This window comes from Cupriavidus sp. H39 (genome assembly GCF_050271075.1).
Classification (GTDB): Bacteria; Pseudomonadota; Gammaproteobacteria; order Burkholderiales; family Burkholderiaceae; genus Cupriavidus; species Cupriavidus necator_B.
The window spans coordinates 3,411,214-3,423,958 of the sequence record NZ_CP189848.1; the positions used below are offsets into that span (position 1 = coordinate 3,411,214).

Genomic DNA, 12,745 nt, shown 5'->3' on the forward strand with positions numbered 1-12,745 from the left:
AGGCCACAAGCCTGGGCCCTCCAAGCTCGACCCAGCCCGAGAAGCGCCCATGATGCCACCCGCCGACCGCAGCGCGGCTCCGCCCGCCCCTGGCTTTGACAGCCAGCTGCTGCGCGCCCCGCCCAACCGCTTCGACCTGGCGCTGCTGCCGATCATCCTGGCCGTCATCGTGATGATCGCGTTCGCCGCGCAGCAGATGAATGTCCCGTTCCAGCCCGAGCGGCCACTGGCGGTGCACCTGGACGTGGCCTACCTGCCCTACTACCTGATGCGTACCAGCATCCGCATGCTGGCAGCGCTGGCGGCGTCGCTGCTGTTCTCGCTGGCCTTTGCCGCGCTGGCGTCCAAGAGCCGCACGGCGGAGAAAGTGCTGGTACCGGCGCTGGACATCCTGCAGTCGATCCCGGTGCTGGGCTTCCTGTCGATCACCGTGACCGGCTTCATCGCCCTGTTCCCGGGCAACCTGGCGGGCGTGGAGTGCGCGGCGATCTTCGCCATCTTTACCTCGCAGGCCTGGAACATGGCGTTCAGCCTGTACCAGTCGTTCCGCACCATCCCGGGCGACCTGCTGGAAGCCGCGGCCATGTTCCGGCTGTCGCCGTGGCAGCGCTTCTGGCGGCTGGAGGTGCCGTACGCCATGCCGGGACTGCTGTGGAACATGATGATGTCGATGTCCGGAGGCTGGTTCTTCGTGGTCGCGTCCGAGGCCATCTCGGTGTCGGGCCACGAGATCCGGCTGCCCGGCATCGGCTCCTATATCGCGCTGGCGATCCAGCAGCAGGATCTCGCCGCGATCGGCTGGGCCATCGGGGCGATGCTGGTCGGCATCCTGCTGTACGACCAGTTGCTGTTCCGCCCGCTGGTGGCGTGGGCCGACCGCTTCCGCTTCGAGACGCTGGCGCAGGACAAGCTGCCGCAGTCGTGGCTGCTGGACCTGCTGCGCCGCTCGGCATGGGTGGGCGCGCTGCTGGCGCAGGCCGCGGCGCTGGCCTCGCGCACGCTGGCCTGGGGCGCGCGCGCCCGCGTGCCGGCGCCGGCCGGTCCGGCCGATCCGCGCCGCGCGCAATGGCTGGGCCGTGCGCGTGACGCCGCGATCGTGCTGGTCGCACTGGCCGCGCTGCTGCGCGTGGGCTATTTCGTGCACAGCGAGGTGGGCTGGGCCGAAGTCGTCCATGTGCTGTGGCTCGGCACGCTGACCATGGTGCGGGTGATCGTGCTGATCGCACTGGCGGCGCTGGTGTGGGTGCCGATCGGCATCCGCATCGGCCTGAACCCGGACCTGGCGCGCATGGCGCAGCCGGTCGCGCAGTTCCTGGCCGCATTCCCGGCCAACCTGATGTTTCCGCTTGCGGTGATGCTGATCGCGCGCTTCGGGCTGAATCCGGAGATCTGGCTGAGCCCGCTGCTGATCTTCGGCACCCAGTGGTACATCCTCTTCAACGTGATCGCGGGGGCGTCGGGCATTCCCACGGAGCTGAAGCTGGCCGCCCGCAACTTCGGGCTGCGTGGCTGGCTGCTGTGGAAGCGCTTCCTGATTCCGGCGGTCTTCCCCAGCCTGCTGACCGGCCTGGTCACGGCCGCGGGCGGCTCGTGGAACGCCAGCATCGTGTCCGAATACGTGACCTGGGGCAACCGCACCATCGTCGCCACCGGCCTCGGCAGCTATATCGCCGAGACCACCGCGCGCGGCGACTTCCCGCGCATTGCGCTGGGCATCGGCGTGATGGCGCTGTTCGTGGTCGGCTTCAACCGGCTGCTGTGGAACCGCCTGTACCAACTTGCGCAGGAGCGCACCCGCCTGTAAGGCATGCAAGGCAACGATGGCAGAGAACATTGCAACCTCCACCGCGCCCGCGGTGATCGAACTGCGCGGCGTCGGCAAGATCTTCCGCACCGCCAGCCAGAGCGACCGCGCCGTGCTCGAGGGCGTGGACCTGACCCTGCGCGAGGGCGAGATCGTCGCCATGCTGGGCAAGTCCGGCTCGGGCAAGTCCACGCTGCTGCGCATCATGGCCGGGCTGGTCGGCGCCGATCGCGGCGAAGTGCGTTTTCGCGGCCAGCGCCTCGCCGGCACCGCCGAAGGCATCGCCATGGTGTTCCAGTCGTTCGCGCTGTTTCCGTGGCTGACGGTGCAGCAGAACGTCGAGCTCGGGCTGGAGGCGCAGGGCGTGCCCCGGGCCGAGCGCGAGCGCCGCGCCGAAGCCGCCATCGACATGATCGGCCTGGCCGGCTTCAACAGCGCGCTGCCGCGCGAATTGTCCGGTGGCATGCGCCAGCGCGTGGGCATCGCGCGCGCGCTGGTGACCGAGCCCGACCTGCTGCTGATGGACGAAGCGTTCTCGGCGCTGGACGTGCTGACCGGCGAAACCCTGCGCGACGAGATGCTGGCGTTGTGGGCAAGCGGGCGCGCCAATATCCGCAGCATCCTGATCGTTTCGCACAATATCGAAGAGGCGGTGATGATGGCCGACCGCATCGTGATCCTGTCGAGCGACCCGGGCCGCATCCGCGCCGAGGTGCCGGTTGCGCTGCCGCGGCCGCGCAACCGCGACAGCGCGCAGGTGCGCGCGCTGGTCGACGAGATCTACGCGCTGATGACGGCCCCCGCCGCCGAAGCGCGCCTGCCCGCGCCCGCGCGCGAGATCGGCTACCGGCTGCCGGACGCCGACATCAGCCAGATGGAAGCCATCCTCGACCTGCTGTGCGAGGCGCCGTTCAATTGCCGCGCCGACCTGCCGCACCTGGCCGACGAGGCCGGCCTGACCGACGACGAACTGCTGCCGGCCTGCGAGGCGCTGCAGCTGGTGCAACTGGTATCGATCGAGGCCGGCGATATCACCGCGACCGACGCGGGCCGCGCCTACTATGCCGCCGAACCCCAGCAGCGCAAGGCGATCTTCGGCCGGCAGCTGCTTGCCAACGTCGCGCTGGCCGCGCATGTGCGCCGCGAACTGGTGGCGAGCGAAGCGGGCGAGATCGGCGAGGAACAGGTGCTCGAGGAACTGGAGCAGTTCCTCAAGCCGGCGGAGGCCGAGCGCGTGCTGAGCGTGGCGATCGGGTGGGGACGGTATGGGGAGATTTTCGAGTACAGCTATAACAGCGGGCGGTTGACGTTGCCGGAGGATGAGGGGGTGCAAGGGCACGGCGTTTAGCCACGCCTGGGCTCTGCTCCCCTCTCCCGAAGCGGGAGAGGGGCGAAAACCGTGGGTTCGGGAACCCACAACTACGATCGCGCCCGCATCGCCCGCCCGATCGCCCCCGTTCGCAGCGCGATCTTGGCCGCGTCCTCGCGCAGCGCGCGCAGCCGGCGCTCCAGCACGGCGTTGGCCGGGCGGCCGGTGGAGCTGGAGGTTGGCCCGGCCTGTTCGCTCGACTCGCCCGCCGCGGCGGCCTGCACCAGCGTGTCGGTGCGGCGCTTGTCGGCGGAATCGGCCAGGCGGGCGCGGCGTTCGGCGGCGGCGTCTTCGGCGGCGTCGGCAGCCTCGGGCGTGAGGGTTTCGAGCACCGATGCCGCCGCCGATGCAGCCGCCGGTTCGCCCACCGCGGCCGCTGCGGCCGGAACCGCTTGCGGCTTGTCCGCATCCGCGGGCATTGCCTCCTTGCGTTCCGCCGGCGCATTGTCGCCGCGGATAAAGCCGGCGCCGCGGCTGCCGCCGCGCTCGTCGGCATGCAGCCGTTCGCTGGCCACCTGCAGGCTGTGGCTGGCGGCCTCGGTGGCTTGCTCGATCGCGGCCTCGGCGGCCGGAAGATCGAGTTCGTCGTAGTGCTGGCGCACCTGGATGCGCGCCGCCGCCACGTGCGCTGCCACCAGGTAGTTCTGCACGATGAAGCGGTTCAGGTTGTCCACCGCGCGATGCCGGCTCTTGGGCTCGTCCAGCATGCGCTGGAACGACGAGATCAGCGCCGACAGGTTGTCCATGAACTGCTTGCGCTGCACGCGGTAGGCAAAATCATCCTTGGCCCGGCGCAGCAGCAGGTCGCGCGTGGCGGCGATATAGCGGCGGTTGGCCTGCAGCACGTTCTCCACCAGCTTGGGGATGGCACGGTACTCCCAGCTTGGCAGCACGAAGCTGAACAGCGACGCGATGATGCCGCCGATCACCGTATCCACCAGCCGCTCGCCGGCCACGGTGGGGCTGTTCGGCATCAGCAGGTGGATCTGGATCAGCACCTGGATGCAGGCAGCAATCGCAGTGTAGCGGTACTTGATGGTGACGAACGCGGCGCTGGCCACCAGGGACAGGAACAGCACGCCCAGCAGGATCAGCGGCTGGTGCACCACCTTCAGGATCGCCACGGACACCACGCAGCCGATCAGCGTGCCGATCACGCGGTCGTTGTAGCGCTGCTTGGTCATGCTGAAGTTAGGCTTCAGGATGACGATGATGGTCAGCAGGATCCAGTAGCTATGCGACACGTACGGCAGATGTTCGGCGATCCACAGCCCCAGCGCCACCGCCATCGAGATCCGCAGCGCAAAACGGAACGCCGGCGAACGCCACTTCAGGTTGTCGCGCAGCACGCTCAGCTCATACTTCTGGCGCGTCAGGAACGGCGTCATGTCCGACCCGGGCAGCACCTTGGCCGGCTCCACCGGGGTGCGCGAGGCCTCGTGCAGCTGGCCGATCAGCGCGATCGCGCCGCGCATCATGTCCAGCGTCTCGACCAGCGCCGTCATCGCCGCCGGGTTGATATGGTGGTGGCGCAGTTGGGCGATCTCGGCCTCGACCGCGCGCAGGCCCTGGCGGTATTCCACCGTGGCGTACGAGCCGCGCCCGCGCGTGACTTCATAGGCGATCTCTTCCACGTCCTTGCACATCTGCAGCACCAGCGCGCGCAGGTGGTCCAGCACCGGCGTGCCGGCGAAGGTCTGGCGCAGCATCGGGTAGTCGGTGTTGGTCGACAGGATGTACTCGTACAGGTCCAGCATGCGCAGGTGCACCTGCACCAGCAGCCCGTCATGCGGGGTGCGGTTGCCGCGCAGCACCAGGTCGCGCGCGGCCTGCTGGCGCTCGGCCACCACGATCTGCTGGCGCACCAGCTGGTTGAACTGGGCCTCGAAGTCATTGCCGGCGTCGTAGAAGCCGGCCTTGATTTCGAGATAGCCGGCCAGCTCGTACAGCGATTCGGCCAGCACCTGCTGCTTGGTGCGGCGTTCGGTGACCCAGCTCACCAGCATCGCGTAACCGAGATAGGCGACCGCGCCGATGCTGAACAGCGCCGCGTGTTCCAGCGCGCGCCGCACCAGGAAGTCTTCGTTGATCGTGAGCGTCATCACGAACAGCGCCGAGAACTGCAGCGGCAGCGTCTTGTTGCCGTACACCGTCATCATGCCGGCCAGGAACGTCACCAGCACCAGCAGGAACGGCATCACGCGCGGGAACGGCGTGGCCAGCGCCACCACCAGCGTGACCAGGCTGCACAGCAGCACGCTGGCCAGCATCTCGTTGAACTTGTGGTTCAGCGGGCTGGGCAGGTCCATCAGGCTGGTGCACAGCGCGCCCATCGACACCACCATGGCGGTGGGCAGGTCGCTGAAGTGCAGCGCGATCAGCGTCGCGCCGATCACGCCCGTGGCCGAGCGCAGCCCCCGGTAGACATAGTGCGAATACAGGAAGGTGCGGGGATCGTGCGCGTATTGCATGCAGCGGGGCGGTGGACTGCGGTGGCGGTGGCTGGGGTCGCGGCGGAAGAAGACTAGCTCACTGGCCCAGCCAGCGCGAGCGCGCCGCGTGGCGTGTGCCCTCCGGCTTGAGCTTGTACTGCGCCGCCGGCTCGCGCGCCAGCGTCACCGGCAGGACCTGCAGCTCGTCGCGGCGGAAGGCGTGCACCTCGATGCGGTCGCCGGTGCGGTAGCGCGCCAGCAGCTTGTCGAGCTGGCCCGGGGCCACGCGCAGGCCGTCGACCGCCACCAGCAGGTCGCCGGCGGACAGGCCGGCGGCCTGCGCGGCGCCGCCGTCGAGCACCTGGGTGACGCGCACCCAGCCATCCTCGGTCTTGACCTTGATCCCCAGCGCCGCGGTGCGCGCCGGCTTCTGCGCCTCGGCCTTGACGCCGAACGCCTTGAACAGCGCCGGCAGCGGCAGCTCGCCGGTGCCTTCGGTCAGGGCGCGCAGCAGCGGCCCCAGGCGCAGGCCGGTGACGTCATCGAACAGCGCATGGACCTCGGCCTCGGTCACGCCGCGCTGCACCGCATCCGGCGCATAGAAGCCGCGGCCGTAGCTGCGCCACAGCGCGCGCATGACATCGTCGAGCGAGCGCCGCCCGCGGGTCTTGTCGCGGATGGTCAGGTCCAGCGCCAGCGCCACCAGGGCGCCCTTGGTGTAGTAGCTGACGATGGCGTTGGGTGCGTTCTCGTCCTGGCGGTAGTACTTGGTCCAGGCGTCGAACGAGCTTTCGGCCACGCTCTGCTTGGTGCGGCCGTTGCCGCGCAGCACGCCGTTCCAGGTCTTGGCCAGCATCTCGACGTACTGGGCCTTGGTGACGCAGCCCGAGCGCACCAGCACCAGGTCGTCGTAGTAGCTGGTGAAGCCCTCGAACAGCCACAGCAGCGGCGTGTAGGTTTCCTGCGCCAGCCGGTACGGCACGAACGCCGCCGGCTTGATGCGCTTGACGTGCCAGGTGTGGAAATACTCGTGGCTGCACAGCCCGAGGAAGGTGCGGTAGCCCTCGCTGGTTTCGCTGTTGCCGCGCACCGGCAGGTCATTGCGCGAGCAGATCAGCGCGGTGCTGGCGCGATGTTCCAGGCCGCCGTAGCCGTCGCTGGTGACCATGGTCATGAACACGTAGCGCCGGTTGCTGTCCAGGAACGGCGCCTGCGCGGTCCTGGGCTCGAACAGCCGGATCTGCGTCTCGCAGATGCGCTTCAGGTCGCGGCACACGCGCTCGAGGTCCAGCTGCGGCACGCGGCCGGTGAAGACCACGTCGTGCTGCGCGCCACAGGCGCGGAAGCTGGCCAGCTGGAAGGTGCCCATCTCGACCGGGTGATCGACCAGTTCGTCGTAGTCGGCCACCTGGTAGCGCCCGAAGCCGTAGCGCCTGGCGCCGTCGCGGCCCGGCGCCTCACGCATCGCGGTGGCCACGCGCCAGTCGCGGTAGGCCTCGCCCGCGGGCGCATGGATGTCGACGGTGCACGGGCGCTCGGCCTGCCCGTCCACGCACAGGAACACCGAGCTGCCGTTGAAGAAGCCGTGGGTGGTGTCCAGGTGCGCGGCGCGCACCGACAGGTCCCAGGCATAGACCTCGTAGCTGAGCGTCAGCGGGCCGTCGTCCAGGCTGACCGGCGCGGCCTGCCAGCGCTGCTTGTCGAGCTTGGTCAGCGCGATCTCGCGCCCGCCCGCGTCGGCGCGGATGCGCACGATATTGCGGGCAAAGTCGCGGATCATGTAGCTGCCCGGAATCCACGCCGGCAGCGAAAAACCCTGCCCGGCCGGATCGGGCTCGCTGACGGTGACGGTAACGGCAAACAGGTGCGCTTCGGGCTGAAGCGGGGCGATGGCGTAGCGGATCGGCGTCATGGGCACGATTGTAACGTCGGCGCCTGCGGGCAGCGCCGACGCGGGGATGCATCAGGGCACGGCTCAGCCGCGGTTCACATCCACCACCACGCGCCCGCGCATGCCGCCTTCCATGATCTTGCGGCCGGCCTCGATGGCATCGCCCAGCCCGATCTCGCGCGTCAGCGCATGCAGGCGGTCCAGTTCCAGGTCGCTGGCCAGCCGCTGCCAGGCTTGCTCGCGCAGCGGCATCGCCGCCATCACGCTGTCGATGCCGTGCAGCGTGATGCCGCGCAGGATGAACGGCGCCACCGAACCGGGAAAATCCAGCCCCTGCGCCAGCCCGCACGCCGTCACCACGCCGCCGTAGCGCACTTGCGCGCAGGCATTGACCAGCGTGTGCGAGCCCACCGAATCGACCACCGCGGCCCAGCGCTCCTTCTGCAGCGGCTTGCCGGGCACGCCCAGTTCGGCGCGGTCGATCACGTCGTCGGCACCCAGCGCCTTGAGGAAATCCGCCTCGCGCGTCTTGCCGGTCGATGCCACCACCTTGTAGCCCAGCTTGCTCAGCAGCGCGATCGCCACCGAGCCGACGCCGCCCGAAGCGCCCGTCACCAGCACCTCGCCGTCGCCCGGACGGACCGGGCCGTTGACGCCGCCGCGCTCCAGCGCCAGCACCGACAGCATCGCGGTATAGCCGGCGGTGCCGATGGCCATGGCCTGGCGCGTGGTGAAGGCAGCCGGCAGCGGCACCAGCCAGTCGCCCTTCAGGCGCGCGCGCTGCGCCAGGCAGCCCCAGTGGGTCTCGCCCACGCCGTAGCCGTTGAGCACCACCTTGTCGCCGGCCTGCCAGCGCGGATGCGCGGATTCCAGCACCGTGCCGGCGCCGTCGATGCCCGCCACCATCGGCCACTTGCGCACCACCGGCGAACGCCCCGTGATCGCCAGACCATCCTTGAAATTGATGGTGGAGTAATCGACGGCGACCAGCACGTCACCGTCCGCCGGCAATTGCTTGTCGTCGAGGGTGGCGATCGTGGCCTGGGTAGCGCCGTCGGCCTGGGTCAGCAGCAATGCCTGGAAAGTCATGGTGTCTCCTTGGTCGCCCTGGCGGCGATCTCATGCAACGATGGGAATGGCGCAAAGCACGACGGCCGGACAACTCCGGCCGCCAATCAAGCCGGGACAGGTCCGGCGCGCTTATTTCTTGATGCTGGCGAGCTTGCGCTCGAGCGTGGCGACGTCCGCCGCGCCGGGGATGCGCGTGCCGTCGGTGAAGAACACCGCCGGCGTGCCGGTCACGTTCATGCTGTGGCCCAGCGCCAGGTTCTCTTCCAGCGGGGTCTTGCAGCTGCCGTTGCCGGTCAGCGCCACCTGCTTGAGCATCCAGTCGCGCCAGGCCTTGGTCCGGTCGGCCGCGCACCAGACCTGCTTGGCCTTGGTTTCCGAATCCGGCGACAGCACCGGGTACAGGAAGGTGTACACGGTGATGTTGTCCATCTGCTGGAAGGTCTGCTCGATGCGCTTGCAGTAGCCGCAGTTGGGGTCGGAGAACACCGCTACCTGGCGGCTGCCATCGCCCTTGGTCCACTTGATTGCGCGCGCCAGCGGCAGGTCCGACCACTTGATGCGGTTGATCTCGGCGAGCCGCTCCTCGGTCAGGTTCGTGCCGGTGCGGGTATCGATCATCTCGCCGTTCAGGATGTAGCGGCCGGTGGCGTCGGTGTACACCACCTGGCCGCCGATATTGGCTTCGAACAGGCCGGGCACCGGAGTCTTGCCGACGCTTTTCACTTCGGCGCGGCTGCCCAGCATCTTCTGCAGGGACTCCTTGATGCGGTCGGTGCCGGGCTCGCCCGCCGCCATGGCATGCAGCGCGAAGCCCGCCGCGGCCAGCCCGCCGGCGATGGCCGTGATCGTGGCGTAGAGGGCGGGACGGCGGCGCAGGGATGGGAACATGTGGACTCCAGGGGGATTCGGTAAGGGTTCGGACGATGCGCGCGGGCTCAGCCCAGCGCGCGCCCGATCAGCAAGCGCTTGAGCAGGGACTGGCCGCCCACCGCGCGCATGCCGGTATTGCGCACCACCCGCGCCACGCTGCCCGGCAGCGAGAACAGCCGGTGCAGGCCATCGGTGGCAGCGGTCAGCGACAACAGGTCGGTGGCACGCGCGCGCTCGTAGCGGCGCAGCAGGCGCAGGTCGCCCTCGCTGCGGAAAGGTTCTTTGTCGGCCATCACGCGGCCAAGTTCCGCGACGTCGCGCAGGCCCAGGTTCATGCCCTGGCCGGCAAGCGGATGCACCACGTGGGCGGCGTCGCCCAGGAGCGCCACGTGCGGCTGCACGAACTGGTCGGCACGCTGCAGCACCAGCGGGAAGCCCTGCGCGGGCGTGACGCAGCGCAGCGCGCCGAACTGCGCGCCGACCGCGCCGCTGGCGCCTTGCATCACCGTGGCGGCCAGCGCCTCGGGCGACAGCGCCAGCAGTTCGCGCGCGTGGGCCTCGTCGGCGGACCAGACCATCGACACGTGGTTGTCCGGCAGTGGCAGCATGGCCAGCACTTCGCCGTTGGCGGGCTCTTCGTCGGCCATCAGCTTTTCCGGCGCGCCCAGGAACCACTGCCACGCGGTTTCATGGTGCGGCCGCTCGCAGGCAAAATTGGCTACCAGCCCGAGCTGGCGGTACTTGCGCGTGCTGACGCCGATATGGCATTGCTGGCGCAGCCACGAACGCGCGCCGTCGGCGCCGATCGCCAAGGCGGTGCGCACCTTGCCGCCGCCGTCGAGCGTCAGCGTGATGCCGTCGGGGTCGCGCTCGCACATGCCGGCGGTGCCGTCGTGCCATGTCACCTGGTGCTGGAAACCCAGCGCGGTGTCGAGCGCGCGCTCGACCAGGCGCGACTCGATGATCCACGCCAGTTGCGGCACCGCCGCGGCATAGGCGGAGAAATGCAGGTCGCCGTCGAAGCTGGGCGAGGTCTCGGCGGCACTGACGTCGCCGAACACGCGCATGTCGCGCACTGGCTGGATCCGCGCCGGGTCAAGCGCCTCCCACACGCGCATGCGTTCCAGCAGCGCCTGCGAGCTGGCGGAGAAGGCATAGATGCGGCTGTCCCAGTCGTCCGGCCCGGCGCTGCCCGCGGCGCGCGCCGGCTTCGGCGCGATCAGCGCCACGTCCATGCCCTGCTGGGCCAGCAGCAGCGCGCAAGACTTGCCGACGATGCCGCCGCCGACGACGGCAACCTGGAAAGCGGAGGATTTGCGCGCGGCGGGTCGCGCGGACGCGTGGGATCGGGTCATGGCTGGATTATAGCCACGTCACTCGCGGGCCCGTCCGCGCCAGGCCGCCCCGCCATGGTGGCTTGCAAGGCACCGGGAAAAAGCGGGGCGTAAGGTCAGGCAACCCGTGGGCGCGCTAGCTTTATATCTTCCGGTCATAAGCCTTAGAACAAAACAATAGGGTCCGCGGGACCGCCTTCGGACGCGCCTGCGCGTATATTGTTGAAACGAAATGTTTCAGGCCGGGGAACTAACCACCTGTACGGAGGTGGAACAATGTTTAAACAAACACTATTGATTGCCGTCGCCACTGCTGGGGCCATGGGCACGGCATTCGGGGGCACCGGTCTTCGCGACGTTTATACCGATGGCGCGAAGGTTTCGAAATTTGATGTGTACACCGATGGCGCGCGCACGACTGACACCCGCGACATCTATACAGACGGCGCACGGACTGCGGACAAGCGCGACACCTTCACGGACGGCGCGAAGACCACGGACATGCGGGACGGATTTACTGACGGCGCCTGATCACCAACCTGGCGATTGGCACCAGACTACGATGTACGGCCAAGCCTGACACCTTGGCCGTTTTGCTTTGCAGGCTGCGCTGTTGCCGTCGGCCTGTCTAAGCCGATGCACGCATCGGCATCCCGGATCTCCTACCCCCCGTCCTCCTTCGCCGCGCGGCACCGATCCGGCGCCCCAAAAGGTTACAATCGCGTTTTTGCGTGGCAAACGCAGGCAACCTCGCCGAGCCAGCGCGATGTGATGTCTTTGTCTCGTCCCCCGGCGGTCGCGCGCGAGCAGCGCCCGTCACGCGCCGAGGCCACCCGTGACATCACGCAACCCATTAATTCCGAAGACAACACCATGAGCCTCCAATGCGGCATCGTCGGCCTGCCCAACGTCGGCAAGTCCACGCTGTTCAATGCCCTGACCAAGGCCGGCATCGCCGCCGAAAACTATCCGTTCTGCACCATCGAACCCAATGTGGGCGTGGTGGAAGTGCCGGATCCGAGGCTCGCGAAGCTGGCCGAGATCGTCAAGCCGGAACGCATCTTGCCGGCTACGGTCGAGTTCGTCGACATCGCCGGACTGGTAGCGGGCGCCTCCAAGGGTGAAGGCCTGGGCAACCAGTTCCTGGCCAATATCCGCGAATGCGATGCCATCACCCACGTGGTGCGCTGCTTCGAGGACGACAACGTGATCCACGTGGCTGGCAAGGTCGACCCGCTGTCGGACATCGAAGTCATCAATACCGAACTGGCGCTGGCCGACCTGGCCACGGTGGAAAAGGCCGTGGCGCGCTACGTCAAGCCCGCACGCGCCGGCGACAAGGAAGCCCAGCGCCTGGTCGCCGTGCTGGAAAAGGCCCAGACCGTGCTCGACCAGGCCAAGGCCGTGCGCACCCTGGACCTGGCGCCGGAAGAGTGGGAAGCCATCCGCCCGTTCTGCCTGATCACCGCCAAGCCGACCATGTACGTGGCCAACGTGCGTGAAGATGGCTTCGACAACAACCCGCACCTGGATGCGGTGCGCGAATACGCCAAGCAGACCGATTCCCCCGTGGTCGCGGTCTGCGCCGCCATCGAGGCCGAGATCGCCGACCTCGACGACGCCGACAAGGCCGAGTTCCTGGCCGACCTGGGCATGGAAGAACCGGGCCTGGACCGCGTGATCCGCGCCGGCTTCAAGCTGCTGGGCCTGCAGACGTACTTCACCGCCGGGGTCAAGGAAGTGCGCGCCTGGACCATCCACGTCGGCGACACCGCCCCCAAGGCGGCCGGCGTGATCCACACCGACTTCGAACGCGGCTTCATCCGCGCGCAGACCATCGCCTATGACGACTTCATCGCCTTCAAGGGCGAGACCGGCGCTAAAGAAGCCGGCAAGATGCGCGCCGAAGGCAAGGAGTATGTGGTGAAGGACGGCGATGTGATGAACTTCCTGTTCAACGTCTGATTTCCGCGC

The 12,745-nt window shown here is 68.5% G+C and carries 9 protein-coding genes; 4 read left to right on the forward strand and 5 right to left on the reverse strand.

The annotated features are described in order from the left end of the window. The first annotated feature begins 49 nt into the window (after nucleotides 1–49). Both ACOCMH_RS31195 and ACOCMH_RS31200 read left to right on the forward strand, forming a co-directional pair. On the forward strand, nucleotides 50–1,804 hold the full coding sequence (locus ACOCMH_RS31195; protein ID WP_427311473.1) for an ABC transporter permease: 1,755 nt from the start codon (nucleotides 50–52) through the stop codon (nucleotides 1,802–1,804). Nucleotides 1,805–1,820: 16 nt separating this feature from the next. Beyond that, nucleotides 1,821–3,152 carry a nitrate/sulfonate/bicarbonate ABC transporter ATP-binding protein gene (locus ACOCMH_RS31200; RefSeq protein WP_427311475.1) on the forward strand — a complete coding sequence of 444 codons (1,332 nt, stop codon included), beginning with the start codon at nucleotides 1,821–1,823 and terminating at the stop codon, nucleotides 3,150–3,152. A gap of 71 nt (nucleotides 3,153–3,223) precedes the next feature. On the opposite strand, the gene ACOCMH_RS31205 is transcribed toward ACOCMH_RS31200, so the two are convergent. The 5 genes from ACOCMH_RS31205 to ACOCMH_RS31225 form a co-directional block, all read right to left on the reverse strand. Next, nucleotides 3,224–5,644, reverse strand: a complete 2,421-nt coding sequence (locus tag ACOCMH_RS31205; RefSeq protein WP_427311477.1) for an FUSC family protein — start codon at nucleotides 5,642–5,644, stop codon at nucleotides 3,224–3,226. 58 nt (nucleotides 5,645–5,702) lie between these two features. Beyond that, a complete protein-coding gene (locus ACOCMH_RS31210; protein ID WP_427311478.1) occupies nucleotides 5,703–7,517 on the reverse strand; it encodes a M61 family metallopeptidase in 1,815 nt (604 codons plus the stop codon). A gap of 63 nt (nucleotides 7,518–7,580) precedes the next feature. After that, complete coding sequence (locus ACOCMH_RS31215) at nucleotides 7,581–8,585, reverse strand: MDR family oxidoreductase (protein WP_427311480.1); 1,005 nt, start codon at nucleotides 8,583–8,585, stop codon at nucleotides 7,581–7,583. Between the two features lie 111 nt (nucleotides 8,586–8,696). Continuing rightward, nucleotides 8,697–9,455, reverse strand: coding sequence for a DsbC family protein (locus ACOCMH_RS31220; RefSeq protein WP_427311482.1), 759 nt, complete (start codon nucleotides 9,453–9,455; stop codon nucleotides 8,697–8,699). Nucleotides 9,456–9,502: 47 nt separating this feature from the next. Continuing rightward, a complete protein-coding gene (locus ACOCMH_RS31225) occupies nucleotides 9,503–10,792 on the reverse strand; it encodes a UbiH/UbiF family hydroxylase (RefSeq protein ID WP_427311483.1) in 1,290 nt (429 codons plus the stop codon). Between the two features lie 255 nt (nucleotides 10,793–11,047). On the opposite strand from ACOCMH_RS31225, the gene ACOCMH_RS31230 reads away from it, so the two are divergent. Beyond that, nucleotides 11,048–11,302, forward strand: a complete 255-nt coding sequence (locus ACOCMH_RS31230) for a hypothetical protein (protein WP_427311485.1) — start codon at nucleotides 11,048–11,050, stop codon at nucleotides 11,300–11,302. A gap of 342 nt (nucleotides 11,303–11,644) precedes the next feature. Beyond that, nucleotides 11,645–12,736, forward strand: a complete 1,092-nt coding sequence (gene ychF, locus ACOCMH_RS31235; RefSeq protein ID WP_427311486.1) for a redox-regulated ATPase YchF — start codon at nucleotides 11,645–11,647, stop codon at nucleotides 12,734–12,736. The last annotated feature ends 9 nt before the right edge of the window (nucleotides 12,737–12,745 follow it).

What these genes read in the sequence shown, in the direction of transcription:
- ACOCMH_RS31195 (WP_427311473.1), top strand. Translation starts at nt 50, where the DNA reads ATGATGCCACCCGCCGACCGCAGCGCGGCTCCGCCCGCCCCTGGCTTT.
- ACOCMH_RS31200 (WP_427311475.1), top strand. Translation starts at nt 1,821, where the DNA reads ATGGCAGAGAACATTGCAACCTCCACCGCGCCCGCGGTGATCGAACTG.
- ACOCMH_RS31205 (WP_427311477.1), bottom strand. Translation starts at nt 5,644, where the DNA reads ATGCAATACGCGCACGATCCCCGCACCTTCCTGTATTCGCACTATGTC.
- ACOCMH_RS31210 (WP_427311478.1), bottom strand. Translation starts at nt 7,517, where the DNA reads ATGACGCCGATCCGCTACGCCATCGCCCCGCTTCAGCCCGAAGCGCAC.
- ACOCMH_RS31215 (WP_427311480.1), bottom strand. Translation starts at nt 8,585, where the DNA reads ATGACTTTCCAGGCATTGCTGCTGACCCAGGCCGACGGCGCTACCCAG.
- ACOCMH_RS31220 (WP_427311482.1), bottom strand. Translation starts at nt 9,455, where the DNA reads ATGTTCCCATCCCTGCGCCGCCGTCCCGCCCTCTACGCCACGATCACG.
- ACOCMH_RS31225 (WP_427311483.1), bottom strand. Translation starts at nt 10,792, where the DNA reads ATGACCCGATCCCACGCGTCCGCGCGACCCGCCGCGCGCAAATCCTCC.
- ACOCMH_RS31230 (WP_427311485.1), top strand. Translation starts at nt 11,048, where the DNA reads ATGTTTAAACAAACACTATTGATTGCCGTCGCCACTGCTGGGGCCATG.
- ychF (WP_427311486.1), top strand. Translation starts at nt 11,645, where the DNA reads ATGAGCCTCCAATGCGGCATCGTCGGCCTGCCCAACGTCGGCAAGTCC.